This window comes from Stenotrophomonas forensis (genome assembly GCF_028752115.1).
Classification (GTDB): Bacteria; Pseudomonadota; Gammaproteobacteria; order Xanthomonadales; family Xanthomonadaceae; genus Stenotrophomonas; species Stenotrophomonas forensis.
On the sequence record NZ_CP082270.1, the window covers coordinates 2,339,521 to 2,353,201 of the forward strand.

The 13,681-nt window shown below is 68.4% G+C and carries 16 protein-coding genes; all 16 read right to left on the minus strand.

Annotation, left to right across the window (positions count from 1 at the left end; all coding sequences use genetic code 11):
* Positions 1-162 precede the first annotated feature (162 nt).
* Complete coding sequence (gene fliR, locus K5L94_RS11000; protein WP_008267295.1) at positions 163-954, minus strand: flagellar biosynthetic protein FliR; 792 nt, start codon at positions 952-954, stop codon at positions 163-165.
* A gap of 13 nt (positions 955-967) precedes the next feature.
* Positions 968-1,237: a flagellar biosynthetic protein FliQ gene (locus K5L94_RS11005; protein WP_005413254.1), complete on the minus strand. Its 270-nt coding sequence runs from the start codon at positions 1,235-1,237 to the stop codon at positions 968-970.
* A gap of 59 nt (positions 1,238-1,296) precedes the next feature.
* The gene (fliP, locus tag K5L94_RS11010; protein WP_049456087.1) at positions 1,297-2,076 is read right to left on the minus strand and encodes a flagellar type III secretion system pore protein FliP; all 780 of its coding nucleotides are present in this window, start codon (positions 2,074-2,076) and stop codon (positions 1,297-1,299) included.
* A gap of 1 nt (position 2,077) precedes the next feature.
* Entirely contained in the window at positions 2,078-2,497 is a 420-nt protein-coding gene (fliO, locus tag K5L94_RS11015) for a flagellar biosynthetic protein FliO (RefSeq protein WP_008266130.1), read from the minus strand.
* Positions 2,494-2,829: a flagellar motor switch protein FliN gene (gene fliN, locus K5L94_RS11020; RefSeq protein WP_005409543.1), complete on the minus strand. Its 336-nt coding sequence runs from the start codon at positions 2,827-2,829 to the stop codon at positions 2,494-2,496. Before fliN ends, fliO begins: the two co-directional genes overlap by 4 nt.
* A complete protein-coding gene (fliM, locus tag K5L94_RS11025; protein ID WP_008267348.1) occupies positions 2,826-3,830 on the minus strand; it encodes a flagellar motor switch protein FliM in 1,005 nt (334 codons plus the stop codon). Before fliM ends, fliN begins: the two co-directional genes overlap by 4 nt.
* A gap of 10 nt (positions 3,831-3,840) precedes the next feature.
* Positions 3,841-4,356, minus strand: a complete 516-nt coding sequence (locus K5L94_RS11030) for a flagellar basal body-associated FliL family protein (RefSeq protein ID WP_133934588.1) — start codon at positions 4,354-4,356, stop codon at positions 3,841-3,843.
* A 128-nt stretch (positions 4,357-4,484) separates the two neighbouring features.
* Positions 4,485-5,642, minus strand: coding sequence for a flagellar hook-length control protein FliK (locus K5L94_RS11035; RefSeq protein ID WP_274512597.1), 1,158 nt, complete (start codon positions 5,640-5,642; stop codon positions 4,485-4,487).
* On the minus strand, positions 5,642-6,109 hold the full coding sequence (gene fliJ, locus K5L94_RS11040) for a flagellar export protein FliJ (protein ID WP_006443420.1): 468 nt from the start codon (positions 6,107-6,109) through the stop codon (positions 5,642-5,644). The genes K5L94_RS11035 and fliJ overlap by 1 nt, the downstream gene beginning before the upstream one ends.
* A gap of 3 nt (positions 6,110-6,112) precedes the next feature.
* Positions 6,113-7,510 carry a FliI/YscN family ATPase gene (locus K5L94_RS11045; protein WP_049456083.1) on the minus strand — a complete coding sequence of 466 codons (1,398 nt, stop codon included), beginning with the start codon at positions 7,508-7,510 and terminating at the stop codon, positions 6,113-6,115.
* A complete protein-coding gene (locus tag K5L94_RS11050) occupies positions 7,507-8,148 on the minus strand; it encodes a FliH/SctL family protein (RefSeq protein ID WP_274512598.1) in 642 nt (213 codons plus the stop codon). The genes K5L94_RS11045 and K5L94_RS11050 overlap by 4 nt, the downstream gene beginning before the upstream one ends.
* Positions 8,145-9,131 carry a flagellar motor switch protein FliG gene (gene fliG, locus K5L94_RS11055; protein WP_024958226.1) on the minus strand — a complete coding sequence of 329 codons (987 nt, stop codon included), beginning with the start codon at positions 9,129-9,131 and terminating at the stop codon, positions 8,145-8,147. The genes K5L94_RS11050 and fliG overlap by 4 nt, the downstream gene beginning before the upstream one ends.
* A 7-nt stretch (positions 9,132-9,138) precedes the next feature.
* Positions 9,139-10,782, minus strand: a complete 1,644-nt coding sequence (gene fliF / locus K5L94_RS11060; protein ID WP_008266228.1) for a flagellar basal-body MS-ring/collar protein FliF — start codon at positions 10,780-10,782, stop codon at positions 9,139-9,141.
* 13 nt (positions 10,783-10,795) lie between these two features.
* On the minus strand, positions 10,796-11,164 hold the full coding sequence (gene fliE, locus K5L94_RS11065; protein ID WP_006443488.1) for a flagellar hook-basal body complex protein FliE: 369 nt from the start codon (positions 11,162-11,164) through the stop codon (positions 10,796-10,798).
* Positions 11,165-11,789: 625 nt separating this feature from the next.
* Positions 11,790-13,295 (minus strand): sigma-54 dependent transcriptional regulator, encoded by a 1,506-nt coding sequence (locus K5L94_RS11070; protein WP_053449673.1) that lies wholly within the window; start codon positions 13,293-13,295, stop codon positions 11,790-11,792.
* Positions 13,292-13,669: a response regulator gene (locus K5L94_RS11075; protein WP_010485922.1), complete on the minus strand. Its 378-nt coding sequence runs from the start codon at positions 13,667-13,669 to the stop codon at positions 13,292-13,294. Before K5L94_RS11075 ends, K5L94_RS11070 begins: the two co-directional genes overlap by 4 nt.
* Positions 13,670-13,681 lie beyond the last annotated feature (12 nt).

A 13,681-nucleotide genomic window follows, 5' to 3' on the forward strand; every position in this document is an offset into this window, starting at 1 on the left:
TCAGTCTCCCGGACCTGCCTGTCGACGGAAACCACGGTGGGGCATGCATGAGGCGGGCCGGCGCGGAACGCTGGCCGATCGTGGCGTCCCCCCTGGACGCCACGCATTCACTCTAACGCGCAGACCCGGGGGAAGGGCAAGCGGCAAAACGTGATGATCGGGTCAGCGTGTGACCGCGTCCGCAGCCTGGAAGGCGGCGTCGAACAGGCGCTGTACCGGCGGGCCCATTTCCCCGGCCAGCAGGGCCAGCAGGAACAGGCCCAGCAGCAGCGAGACCGGCAGGCCGAGCTGGATCGGGTTCAGCGCCGGCGCGGCGCGGGCCAGCACGCCGAAGGCCAGGTTCACCGCCAGCATCGCCACTGTCAACGGAATCGCCAGGGTCAGCGCGCCACGCAGCACGGTCAGCAGGAAGGTCGGGGCGATGCTGAAGAACGCGTGCGGGTCCGGCAGCGGAGCGCCGATCGGCAGCGCCCGGTAGCTGTCCACCACCAGCGAGATCAAGGCCAGGTGGCCGTTGGCAGTGAAGAACAGCAGGCCGAACAGCAGGTAGAACCACTGGCCGATCACGCCCGAGGTGCCGCCGCGCAATGGGTCGCTCATCTGCGCGAAGGCCAGGCCGGTGCCCTGGGCGATCAGTTCGCCGGCCATCGCGCCGGCCTCGAACACCAGCCGCAGCAGGAAGCCGATGGCCACGCCGATCGCCAGCTCACGGGCGATGGTCAGCACGGTAGCGGCATCGAATCCGGTCCACTCGGGTACGGGCGGCAACAGTGGCGCCAACGCGATGGCCAGGGTGCCGGCCAGCACCACGCGGACCCGCGCCGGTACTGCGCGGGTACCGACCATTGGCATGGCCATGGCCACCGCACCGATGCGCAGCATGGTCCACAGCACGGTGCCGATCATGCCGAAGGCCTGCAGGCCGTCGGCGGCCATCTGGGTGGCGGCATCCATCGAGTTGCGCGTCCTAGCCGATCAGGTGCGGAATGCGCTGGAACAGCAGCGTGGTGAATTCAACCAGGTGGCCGATCAGCAGGCTGCCCAGTGCGAACAGCACGGCAGTCAGTGCCGCCGCCTTGGCGACGAAGGCGATGGTCGGTTCGTTCAACTGGGTCGCGGCCTGCACGACACCGACCACCACGCCCACCACCAGCACGGTGAGCAGCAACGGGCCGGCCACCCACAACACGGTGATCAGGCCGCCACGCAGTTCGGTCAAGGCAAGTTCGGGAGACATTCGGGTTCCATCTGCTTATGTAGAGTCGAGCCATGCTCGACTGCGCTTTACGAGGGATATCAGGCCGGATTGAAGCTGGCCGCCAAGGTGCCCACGGTCAGCACCCAGCCATCGACCAGCACGAACAGCAGGATCTTGAACGGGGCCGACACCAGCATCGGCGACAGCATCATCATGCCCATCGACATCAGCACGCTGGCCACGACCAGGTCGATGATCACGAACGGAATGAAGATCAGGAAGCCGATCTCGAAGGCGGTCTTCAGCTCGCTGGTGACGAACGAGGCAACCAGCACCGGGAACGGGATCGCGTCGGGGCTGGCATAGGTGCCGTGCCCGGCGATGCCGGCGAAGGTCATCAGGTCGGTCTCGCGGATCTGCGCCAGCATGAAGCCACGCAGTGGCGTGGTGGTCAGCGTCCACGCGGTCTGGAAGTCGATCTCGCCGTTGAGGTAGGGCGCCATGCCGGCACTCCAGGCCTTGTCCCAGGTCGGCATCATCACCATCGCGGTGAGGAACAGGGCCAGCCCCAGCAGCACCTGGTTGGACGGCGTCTGCCCGGTGCCCAGTGCCTGGCGCAGCAGGCCCAGCACGATGATGATGCGGGTGAACGAGGTCAGCACCAGCAGCATCGACGGGATCAGGGTGATCGCCGTCATCAGCAGCAGGGTCTGCAGCGGCAGGCTGACCGGCGCACCGCCGATCTTGCCGACGTTGATGTCCGGCAGCGGCGTGGTCGGCGCGCCGGGCGCGGCGAACGCCAGTGCCGGCAACAGGCACAGGGCAAGCAACAGCAGCCACGGCATCAGGGTGGCAACACGGGTACGGGTGACACGCATGTCAGGGGTCCTTGCGCAGCCGCTGCTGCAGCAGCTGGGCGAAATTCGGCAGGTTCTTGAAATCCGGCACGCGCACCGGTGCCGGCGGCGGCAGCGGTTCGGGCAGGGTGTGCAGGGTATTGATGCCGCCGGCGGTCACGCCCAGCAGCAGCTGCTGGCCGTTGACTTCCACCACCACCACGCGTTCCTTGGCACCGACGCTCAGGCTGGCCACCAGCTTCATGCCTTCGGCCGGGCGGAAGCCGCTGCCGGGCAGGCGCTTGAGCAGCCAGCCCAGGCCGATGACCAGGGCCAGCACCGCCAGCAGCGCCAGCACCGCACCGAACAGGCTCGGTGCGGCGGCCGCGTGCTGGCCGACCTGCGGGCCAATCGGCGCGGCGGTCTTGCCGACCGCCAGCAGGGTGGAGGCCAGCAGGCTCAACGCAGTCTCCGGATCCGCTCGCTCGGGCTGACCACGTCGGTCAAGCGCACGCCGAAGCGGTCATTGATCACCACCACTTCGCCGTGGGCGATCAGGGTGCCGTTGACGAATACATCCAGTGATTCGCCGGCGCCGCGTTCCAGTTCCACCACCGAGCCCTGGTTGAGCTGCAGCAGGTTGCGGATCGGCAGGCGGGCGCGACCGACTTCCAGCGACAGGGTCACCGGCACGTCGAGGATCACGTCCAGGTTCAGGTCGGGACCGTTCGCCTCATCGGCCTGCAGGCTGCTGAACTGGGCCGGGGTCGGTTCGAGGGCGTCGATATCGTTCATTGCGGGTCTTCCTGGATGACGGGTACGCGCGGACGGGTGCCCGGCGGATGGGTAGCGGTGATCTTCACGGCGTTCATGCCGTTGGCGATGCCGAACTCGCCGGTGAACACCGGGATGTTCTCCACGCACAGCGGCACCTGCGGATTCAGCTCGATCGGCAGCACATCACCAACCTTCAGCCGGGTCAGGTCGCGCAGGGTCATGCGCTTGCTGGCCAGCACGCTGGACAGCGTCACCTCGGCGATGTTGAGCTGCTCGCGCAGGGTCTGGCCCCAGCTCTCGTCGCGGTCGTTGCGGTCGCTCTGGATGCCCGCGTCGAGCAGTTCGCGGATCGGCTCCAGCATCGAGTACGGCAGGGTGACGTGGATGTCGCCGCCGCCGCCGTCCAGTTCCACGTGCAGGCGGCACACCACCACGTATTCGCGCGGGGTCACGATGTTGGCGAAGTGCGGGTTGATCTCCGAATTGATGTACTCGAAGTCGACGTCCATCACCGGTGCCCAGGCCTCGCGCAGGTCGGCGAAGGTCTGCTTCAGCAGCAGGTGGATCACCCGCATTTCGGTGGCGGTGAACTCGCGGCCCTCGATGCGCGTCGGGTAGCGCCCGTCGCCGCCGAAGAAGTTGTCGACGATGGCGAACACCAGGGTCGGCTCGAACACGATCAGGCCGGTACCGCGCAGCGGCTTGAAGCGGATCAGGTTCAGGTTGGTCGGCACATACAGCGAGTGCATGTAGTCGTTGAACTTGATCAGCTCGATGCCGCGCACCGACAGCTCGGCTGAGCGGCGGATCAGGTTGAACAGGCCGATCCGCCACAGGCGCGCGAAGCGCTCGTGGACCATTTCCAGGGTCGGCATGCGACCGCGGATGATGCGGTCCTGGCTGGCGAAGTCGTACGAACGCGCCTCGCCTGACGGCGGTTCCGGATCGGTCTCGACCGCGCCACTGTCCACGCCGTGGAGCAGGGCATCGATCTCGTCCTGGGACAGCAGGTCATTCATCGGTGGGCCCTTACTGGGTCACGAAGCTGGTGAACAGCAGATCATCGGCGCCGTTGCTGCCGGTCTCGGCCTTGAGCACCTTCTGCACTTCGGCGAGCGAGGCGGCCTGCAGCTTCTGCTTGCCGGCGATATCGGCGATCTGGTCGGGGCTGACCTGCGAGAACAGCATCAGCAGGCGCGCCCGGATGGCCGGGGCGTGGGTCTTGATCGCCTCCAGCGCGGCCGGGTCGCGGGTCATCAGCTGCACTTCCAGCTGCAGGTAGCGCGGGCCGTCGACCGGGCCGTTGAGGTTGACCACGAAGGCCGGGTCCAGCGCGAAGTACTGGGCGGGGGCGGGCGTGGCGGTCTTCTTCGGCGCCTGCGCGGCCTTCTCTTCGTGCTTGGACTGGGTGAAGAACCAGACGCCACCACCGGCGGCTGCGGCGGCCAGTACGGCCACCAGTGCGGTGATCAGGATCGGACTACGCGGCTTGGCGGTCTTGTCCTTCTCGGCGGTCTTCTTGGTTTTTTCAGCGGCTGCGGCCACGGGGTGAAGCTCCTGAGGGTTGCTTCACCGGGATATGCAAGGGGCGTGCCGAAGGGCGGGTGGAGGGGTGCGACGGAATTCCGTCGGATACCTGTGTCGGTGGGTGCCAACCTTGGTTGGCACGCCTGTCAGGCGTAGGCGTCCAGCAACCCGCGCTGGCGGATCAACTGGGCGGGGGAGACGCTGGCGTCGCCCGGCGTCGATTCTCCGTCACCGGCCAGCCCGCCGCCACTGGATGGTCCCGACGCATTGCCGTCACCACCGGGGGCCTGGTGGCCGACATCGGCGTGGGCCAGCTGGAAGCCCTGCTCGCCGAGCAGCTCGCGCAGGCGCGGCAGGCTGTTTTCCAGGGCCTGGCGCACGTCCACATGCGGGCTGCTGAAGCTGGCATGCACCTTGTCGCCATTCAACTGCAGGCGCACATCGACCGGGCCCATGTCATCCGGGCTCAGCCGGATGTGGGCGTGGCCGATCTTCTGGTCAGCCAGCCAGCCCAGCCGCGCCCCGATGGCCTGGTCGAAGCCATCATCACCGAGCACCGGCTTCGGCGTCGGCTCGCCGTTGAAGATCGCGTTGCCAGCAGCGAGCGCGGCCTTCAGGTCCTGCACCGCGGCGTTGGCCGGGGCGTGCAGCAGGGGCGCCGCGGTGCGCTCGCCGATCAGGGGCGCGTCGCCGTCTTCGCTACGCTCGCTGCGTTTCCCGGGCAGCAGCATCTCAGGCAGTGGCAGCGTGGTCGCCTGCTCGGTGCCGGACGCGGCGTTGGCCTTGCCCTCGGTGGCGGCGGCAGCCGGCGTGGTAGCGGCCGGCACAACCGCAGCGGCCGATTGTGCAGCTGTGGCAGGCAGGGCAACGCCGTCAGTGTCGGTGGCCGGCACAACCGCAGCGGCGGGCAGGGCAGCGGCAGGATCGGCGGGAAGCGGTACCGCCAGCACCAGCCCGGCCAGGCCCAGCGGCGGCCAGGGCGCCTCCTCGGTTGCAGCCGGTGCGTCCTTCTCGGCAAGGGGCTTGGCCGGTACTGCAGGCACCACGGCCGCGGTGTCCTCGGGTGCGGCGGCGGTGTCCGGGTTGCGCTCGCTGCCGGCCTGATCCCTGCTGTCCGACGCTGGACCCTGCGGGGTGGTGGGTGTCGGCGTGCTCGACGCCCGGGCGGGCGCATCGGCAGCCGGCGCGCCTCCGTGCAGCAGCTGGCTGAATTCCTTGTTGCTGTCGCTGCGCGGGGTACGCGCGGCACCATTGCCGGAGCCCTGCGGCTGGGCGCTGGCGCTGCCGCTGAGTGGAGCGGGCATCACGCGCGGCCTCCCTGCTCGGCACCGTCCTGGTCTTCGGCCTGCACCAGCCGCGCCCGGCGCGCGCCGATGTCATCCATTTCGCGCTGGTCGCGGCGGTCGGTCACCACTTTCTCCTGCGCGCGGTAGCTGGCGGCCAGCTGCTCCAGTACGGCCTTGTCGCGGCTGGCCAGGATCAGTCGTGCCCGCTCGGCTTCCACTTTCTCGCGGTTGCCGTCGACGGTGCGCTGCTGCTGCTCCACCGCGCTGTCGAGGCGGTCGAGGAAGGCGCGACGGTTGAGCAGTTGCGCCGGGCTGGTCGCCGCCATCTGGGCGTTGGCGTACTCCTCGGCATAACGGCGCAGTTCGTCCAGTCGCGATAGATGGGTATCGAGCACGCGCTGGCGTTCGGCGAGATCGCGGGCCACCGCGTCCTCGTGTTCCTGGGCCCGCTTGAGCAGGGGATCGATGCGCTTGGACTGGTTCATGGCTTAGCTCTCTTGTTCCACCAGGCGCTGCAGCGCCGCCTGGCTGTGCGGGAGATCTGCGGCCTTGGCAACGTCCTGGCCGAGGAACTCCATGATTTCCGGCCAACGTTCCAGGGCTTCGTCGGTCGCGGCGTCGTTGCCGCGCTGATAGGCACCGATGGCGATCAGGTCGCGGTTGGCCGAGTAGGCCGACACCAGCCGCTTCAGCTTGCGGATGCGCAGGCGCCACGGCTCGTCGGCGATTTCCGTGACCACGCGGCTGACCGACGATTCGACGTCGATGGCCGGGTACAGGCCACTGTCGGCGACGCGGCGCGACAGCAGGATGTGGCCGTCGAGGATCGCGCGCGCCGCATCGGCGATCGGATCCTGCGGATCGTCGCCCTCGGTCAGCACCGTGTAGAACGCGGTGATCGAGCCGCGGCCCTTGGCACCGTTGCCCGCGCGTTCGACCAGTGCCGGCAGCTTGGCGAACACCGACGGCGGGTAGCCGCGGGTGGTTGGTGGTTCGCCCACCGACAGGCCGATCTCGCGCTGCGCCTGCGCGAAGCGGGTCAGCGAGTCCATCAGCAGCAGCACGTTCAAGCCCTGGTCGCGGAACCACTCGGCGATGGCGGTGGCGCGGTAGGCGCCGTGCAGGCGTGCCAGCGGCGGCCGATCGGCGGGGCTGGCGACCACCACCGCGCGGCGCAGGCCTTCCTCGCCCAGCGTGGTCTCGACGAAATCGCGCACTTCGCGGCCGCGCTCGCCGATCAGGCCAACCACGATCACGTCGGCGGCGGTGTAGCGGGTCATCATGCCCAGCAGCGTCGACTTGCCGACGCCGGAGCCAGCGAACAGGCCGACACGCTGGCCGCGGCCGATCGGCAGCAGTGCGTTGATCGCACGCACGCCGACGTCCAACGGCTGGGTGATCGGTTCGCGCGCCAGCGGATTGATCGACACGCCGGCCATGCCGACATGCCCTTCGGCGCGGATCGGGCCCTTGCCGTCCAGCGGTACGCCGTCGCTGTCGATCACGCGGCCGAGCAGGCCTTCGCCCACTTCCACGCCGCCACGGCGCGCCGAGGGCACCACCCGCGCGTTGGGCAGCAGGCCGTGCAGTTCGGCACTGGGCATCAGGTAGGTACGTTCGCCGGCAAAGCCGACCACTTCGGCATCGACCCAGCCGCCATCGACCACTTCGACCTTGCAGCTGGCGCCCAGTGGCGCCTCGCAGCCGACCGCTTCCAGGGTCAGCCCGACCGCGCGGCGCAGCACGCCTTCGCGGATCAGCCCGCGACCATGCGCGGTGTCCACGCGCAGGCCGTCGAGACGGCTGGCCAGGCGCAGGTTGCGGGCCACGGCCCAGTCGGCCGGCTGCGCTGCCGGTTGTGGCGCGGCTTGCGATTCCGGGCTCATGTGGTTGCTCCGGTCTGGCGGATCACCGCATCCAGCGCACCGCGCAGGCGCGCTTCCAGGGTGCCGTCGATGCGCACGGCTTCGGCGTGCACGCGCAGGTCGCCACGACTGAGGCTGGTATCCGGTACCAGGCGCTGCTGCGGCGACAGGTTCAACAGCGGGGCGAGGGCGGCGATGTCGTCCGGGTGCAGGCGGACTTCCACCTCGCGGGTGCTTCCACCCACGGCATCGATCGCTTCACCGACCAGCTGCGCGAGCAGCGCCGGCTCGGCCTCGTAGGCACGACCGACCAGCGCACCGGCGATACGCACCGCCAGCTCGCCCAGCGCGCCGACCACTTCGTTCTCCAGCCGCACCAGCGGCCGGCTGAAGTTGTCGAGGATGCCCTCGATCTGCGCGGCGAGGCGACGCACCTCGGCCTGGCCCTGGCCATAGCCTTCGGTATGGCCGTGCTGGAAGCCTTCCTTCTCGGCGCTGTCCTGGATCGCCTGGATTTCCTCCAGGGTCGGCAGCTGCAGCGGCGGTTCCGGTTCGTGTTCCGGGTCCGGCTCGGTGAGTTCGAACACATCCTCCTGGGCCCGCGCCGGTTCGGGCTGGGCCAGCAGGTCCGGGGCAAGCCAGCGCACGACGTTGCTCACAGCATGGCCTCCGCGCTGCCACCGATGGTGACAGTGCCTTCATCGGCCATGCGCTTGACGATGGCCAGGATCTCGCGCTGCGCGCCTTCCACGTCGGACAGGCGCACCGGGCCACGGGCCTCCATGTCTTCCAGCAGGATTTCCGCCGCGCGCTGCGACATGTTGCGGGTGATCTTGTCGCGCACCTTGATGTCGGCACCGCGCAGGGCCAGGCCCAGGCGCTCGCCGCTCACTTCGCGCAGCACCAGCTGCATTTCGCGATCGTCCAGGTCGACCAGGTCGTCGAACACGAACATCAGGTCCTGGATGCGGTTGCTCAGCGGCGCGTCGATACGGGCGATCTCGCCCAGGATCGCCTGGTCCTGGCCGCTGTCCATGAAGTTCAGGATGTTGGCCGCGCACTGCACGCCGCCGATGTTGGACGACTTCAGGTTCTGGTTGCCGGCGAACTGGCGCTCCATGATCTCGTTGAGTTCATTCAGCGCGTTCGGCGGAATACCGTCGAGGGTGGCAATGCGCAGCAGCACGTCCACGCGGGTACGGTCGGGCAGCAGCTTCAGCGCATCGGCAGCCTGGTCGGTTTCCAGGTGGGCCATCACGATGGCGATGATCTGCGGGTGCTCGTTGCGCACCAGGTCGGCCACCGCACGCGGGTCCATCCACTTCAGCGCATCCAGGCCGGTGGTGTTGCGGCCGAGCAGGATGCGGTCGATCAGGTTGCCGGCCTTTTCGCTGCCCAGCGCCTGCACCAGCATGTTGCGGATGTAGTCGTCCGAGCCCACGCCCAGCGAGGTCTTCGAGCCCAGCTCCTGGCCGAACTGGTCCATCACCCGTTCCACCTGCTCGCGGGTGATATCGGTCATGGTGGCCATGGCGATGCCGATCTTCTGCACTTCCTTGGGTTCCATGTGGCGCAGCACCTCGGCCGCGTCCAGCTCACCCAGGGACAGCAGCAGTACCGCCGCGCGCTGCACACCGGTCAGTTGTGCCTCAGTCATTGGCCACCCAGCCCTTGACCACCTGGGCCACGCGCTTGGAGTCGGTCTTCACGGCTTCACGCGCCATCCGCAGTCGTTCCTCATATGAATCCACCGGCAGGGCCAGTGCATCCGGCCCGCCCAGGCTGGCGCGGTCGGCGCCCAGCGCCGGCAGCGGCATGCCATCGTCATCCACCAGCTGCACGTCCGCGGTATGCGGCTCCAGTGCCTGCTCGTCGTTCTTCTTCTGGCCGGTGATCGCGCGCAGCGCCGGGCGCAGCACGCCGAACAGCAGGGCCAGCACCACCACCGCACCCAGCAGCATGCGGCCGGCATCGTGCACCCACGGCAGCTCCCACCAGGCCGGGCCTTCGACCGGCGTGGTGTCACGCACGAACGGGGCGTTCATCACCGACACGGTGTCGCCGCGCTCGGCGTTGAAACCGACCGCCTGCTTGACCAGCGCTTCGACGCGGGTCAGTTCGGCGGCCGACAGCGGCTGCGGCGCAACCTTGCCGTTGGCACCGGCGCGCGGCACGTTGTCCACCAGCACCGCCACCGAGACGCGCTTGATGCGGCCGGCCGGCTGGCGGGTGTGCTGCAGGGTGCGGTCCAGCTCGTAGTTGCGGGTCGCGTTCTTGCTGCTTTCGGTCGGCGCCTGCGCGGTGGCCGGTGCGGCCTGCTGGCCCGGCGGGCTGTTGCTGGTCGCACCCGGCACGCCCTGCGGGCCCGGCGTGGTGGTGCTGTTCTCGCTCATCTGCTCGCTGCGCAGCTTCTGCGGCTCACCGTTGTAAAGCTCACGGGCTTCCTCGGTCACCGAGAAATCCATGTCCACGCTCACTTCCGGATTGACCCGGCCCGGGCCGGTCATCGGCTCCAGCAGTTCGCGGATGCGCTGGTTGAACGAGGTTTCCTGGCGGCGCACCTGCTCGAACTGGGCGGCGTTGACCGCAGCCTCGCTGTTCGGATCGCTGACGCTGAGCATGCGCCCGCTCTGGTCGACCACGGTCACCCGTTCCGGCGCGAGGTCCGGAATGCTGGCCGCGACCATGTGCACGATGGCGTCGACCTGGCTGCGTTCCAGCTGCTGGCCGCCGCGCAGTTCCAGCGTCACCGAGGCGCTGGCCACGTCACGCTGGCGGGTAAAGGCGCTGGGCTTGGGAATGGCCAGGTGCACGCGTGAATCGCGCACCGGCCGCAGCGTGTTGATGGTGCGCGACAGTTCGGTTTCCAGCGCGTGCTGGTAGCGCGCGCTTTCCACGAACTGGCTGACGCCGAAGCCGGGGTCGCGTTCCATCAGCTCGAAGCCGAGCTTGCCGCTGTCGGTCAGGCCCGATCCGGCCAGCTTCAGGCGGGCGTCGTGCAGGTTCTTTTCCGGCACGGTGATGCCACCGGTGGCCGGGTCGAGCGCGAACGGAATCTGCGCGGCGCGCAGCAGGTCGGTCGCTTCAGCGGTCGCCTTCTGGTCCAGGCCGGTATACAGCGGGACCATGCCCGGCTTCTGCGACCAGAAGAACACGGACAGGCCTGCCGCCACCGCCACCGCGATCATCGCCATCAGGCCCAGCCGACGGGTGATCTGCAGACTCTGCAGGCGGTCGAACCATTGCCCGGCCTTCTCGGCGTTCAGGCTGTCCTTGGAGAGCGTCAGTGCCATGCGTCAACGTTCCTTACAGCGGCATGTTCATCACGTCCTGGTAAGCCTGGACGAGACGGTTGCGGACTTCCACGGTGGCGCGGAAGGCGATCTGGGACTGCTGCGAGGCGACCATCACCTTGGCCAGGTCGGCACTGGGGTCACCCATTTCGAAGGCCTTGGCCAGGGCGCCGGACTTCTGTTGCGCATCGTTGACGCCGGCAATCGCTCCGCGCAGGGTTTCGGTGAAGCTGGCGGGCTGGACCTGCGGCGCATCCAGCACCGTGCCCGGCAGGGCATTGCTACGCGGCGCTTCGGCCAGCGGGTTGAGCGCCGCGGACTGTCCCACCTGGGTCTGGTAGGAGCGGATCTGGGAGAGGATCGAAGTGACGGAGTGGGACATCTGCAACGGTTCCAGAAACAGGGATGGGGTTGTCTGCTGGAGCTTGTGCAAGTGCCGTGCCGAAACCGGTTTTCGATTCAGTGTCGTGAGGGTGTGGGTGAGGGTGTGCTGGCAGGGCTGCGCCCTGCACCCGCGGTAGTGCCGGCCGCTGGCCGGCAACCTCAACGTCAAAAGCGGGTGTGCTGAGGGGTGGCGGGGTGGGTCCGGTTGCGGGGGACGCCGTAAATCCCCCTCCGGGGTCCGGCCCAGCCGCTGGCGGCTGTGCGTTCGGGCGCTTGCGAAGCAGTGCTTCGCAAGCAAAGCGCCCTCACCCATGGAGGCTCGGTCGCGCCATCCATGGCGCTCACGCCCCCGCAACCGGACCCAACCCGCCTTTGACAGTTCTCTGCGATCTGATGGTGGGTGCCGACCGTTGGCCGGCACTGATCGGATGGGGTCAGATCCCGTTGCAACGCAACGGGCTCCGACCCCAATGGAGGCGCCATTTAACCGGCGTCGGTTTTCTGGCCTGGGGCTGCAGGGTCCAGTGGCCGGAATTCTGGCGCTGCCGGGGTTCGGAGGCCCACAAACACCAACGCCCGGGCAAGCCCAGGCGTTCGTGCCACCTTCATGCTGGTCGCGAAGTTCAGCCGGCCAGTTCGGCCTGCTCGCGTTCGATGCCGTACTTGCGCAGCTTTTCCACCAGGGTGGTGCGGCGCAGGCCAAGCAACTGGGCGGCGTGGGCGACCACGCCCTGGGTGCGTTCCAGTGCTTCGTTGATCAGGCCCAGTTCGATGTTGGCCATGTGGTTGCGCAGGTCCATGCCTTCGTCGGGCAGGGCGGCCGGTGCTGCTACACGATTGACGGCGATGCCATGCTCCAGCGCCGGCTGGTTGCCGCTGCCCGGGGTATGGAACGAGAAGCTGCGCAGGTCCAGGCGTTCTTCGCTGGCGACGGACTGCACCGGTGCCGGCGCGGCCACTGCTGCCAGCGCGGCGTCGCCCCGGTAGCGGGCCGGCAGGTCCTGCACGCGCACCGAGCCACCCGGGTGCAGCACCGCCAGGCGCTCGACCAGGTTGGTCAGTTCGCGCACGTTGCCCGGCCATTCGTAGCCGGCCAGGGCCTGCAGGGCTTCTGCGGTGAAGCGCACTTCGCCACGGCCGGTACGCGCCAGCTGCGCGGCGATGGTTTCCACCAGCGCCGGCAGGTCCTCGCGGCGTTCGCGCAGGGCCGGCACGTCGATCGGGAACACGTTGAGGCGGTAGAACAGATCCTCGCGGAACTTGCCTTCGGCAATGCGCGTTTCCAGGTCGCGGTGGGTCGCGGCGACGACGCGCACGTTGCAGCGGATGGTCTGGTTGCCACCCACGCGTTCGAAGCTGCGCTCCTGCAGCACGCGCAGCAGCTTGACCTGCATCGGTAGGCTCATGTCGCCGATTTCATCGAGCAGCAGGGTGCCGCCCTCGGCCATTTCGAAACGGCCCTTGCGCGCGGTGAGCGCACCGGTGAAGGCGCCCTTTTCGTGACCGAACAGTTCGCTTTCCAGCAGGTCGGCCGGAATGGCGCCGCAGTTGATCGCCACGAACGGGCCGTCACGGCGCGGCGAGCGCTGGTGGATGGCGCGCGACACCACTTCCTTGCCGGTACCCGATTCGCCCAGCACCAGCACGGTGGTATCGAACGCGGCGACCTGCTCGATCATGGTGCGCAGTTCGGTGACGGCCGGGCCGTTGCCGGTCGGTCCCTGCTCCTGCACGGCACCGGCCTGGTGCTCGGCATCCAGGCGCTTGAGGCTGGCGCGACGCAGCAGGGCTTCCATCTGCGCGTGGCGCAGCGGGGTCTCCAGCGGCCAGATGTTGGCCTCGTGCAGGCCATGCTGCTGCGCGAAGGCAGCGGCATCGCCGTCGGCCAGCAGCACCGGCGGCGGCAGGCTGCTGCCGCCGAGCCAGTGGTACAGCGCAGTGCTGGCGGCACTGTCATCCAGGCTGCCGACGATCACCGCCATCCAGTCGTTCTGGCGCTGGCGGCCCAGGTCGAAATCGGCCGCGTCGGAGACCCAGCGCGGGTTGAAGTCCATGAATTCCAGCAGGGCAACGGTGCGCTCGGCACGCACGGCGTCGTTGTCCAGTACAAGGATGCGCGATTCGCTCACGATCGATCCTCCCTGAGGCCTTCCAGGATCGGCATGACTTCCTGGATGTAGGACAGCTTGCTGACGAAATTGTCGGCGCCGGCGCGCAGCGCGTGTTCGCGGTGCTCGGCGTCGTCGAAGTGGCTGGCGATCACGATGTACGGTGCGTCGTCCTGCGACTTGATCAGGCGGGTGGCCTGCAGGCCGCCCATTTCCGGCATGGCCAGGTCCATCAGTACCACCTGCGGGCGCAGCGTTTCCGAGCGCTCGATCGCTTCCAGGCCGTTGCCGGCGCTGCCGACGATCTGCAGCCAGTCGATCTTGCGGAAATGGCGCATCGCCGCGTTGATGAAGCCCTCGTGGTCATCGACCAGCAGGACCGTAAGCTTGTTCATGTCCAACATCCT

What these genes read in the sequence shown, in the direction of transcription:
- fliR (WP_008267295.1), bottom strand. Translation starts at nt 954, where the DNA reads ATGGATGCCGCCACCCAGATGGCCGCCGACGGCCTGCAGGCCTTCGGC.
- K5L94_RS11005 (WP_005413254.1), bottom strand. Translation starts at nt 1,237, where the DNA reads ATGTCTCCCGAACTTGCCTTGACCGAACTGCGTGGCGGCCTGATCACC.
- fliP (WP_049456087.1), bottom strand. Translation starts at nt 2,076, where the DNA reads ATGCGTGTCACCCGTACCCGTGTTGCCACCCTGATGCCGTGGCTGCTG.
- fliN (WP_005409543.1), bottom strand. Translation starts at nt 2,829, where the DNA reads ATGAACGATATCGACGCCCTCGAACCGACCCCGGCCCAGTTCAGCAGC.
- fliM (WP_008267348.1), bottom strand. Translation starts at nt 3,830, where the DNA reads ATGAATGACCTGCTGTCCCAGGACGAGATCGATGCCCTGCTCCACGGC.
- K5L94_RS11035 (WP_274512597.1), bottom strand. Translation starts at nt 5,642, where the DNA reads ATGCCCGCTCCACTCAGCGGCAGCGCCAGCGCCCAGCCGCAGGGCTCC.
- fliJ (WP_006443420.1), bottom strand. Translation starts at nt 6,109, where the DNA reads ATGAACCAGTCCAAGCGCATCGATCCCCTGCTCAAGCGGGCCCAGGAA.
- K5L94_RS11045 (WP_049456083.1), bottom strand. Translation starts at nt 7,510, where the DNA reads ATGAGCCCGGAATCGCAAGCCGCGCCACAACCGGCAGCGCAGCCGGCC.
- fliF (WP_008266228.1), bottom strand. Translation starts at nt 10,782, where the DNA reads ATGGCACTGACGCTCTCCAAGGACAGCCTGAACGCCGAGAAGGCCGGG.
- fliE (WP_006443488.1), bottom strand. Translation starts at nt 11,164, where the DNA reads ATGTCCCACTCCGTCACTTCGATCCTCTCCCAGATCCGCTCCTACCAG.
- K5L94_RS11075 (WP_010485922.1), bottom strand. Translation starts at nt 13,669, where the DNA reads ATGAACAAGCTTACGGTCCTGCTGGTCGATGACCACGAGGGCTTCATC.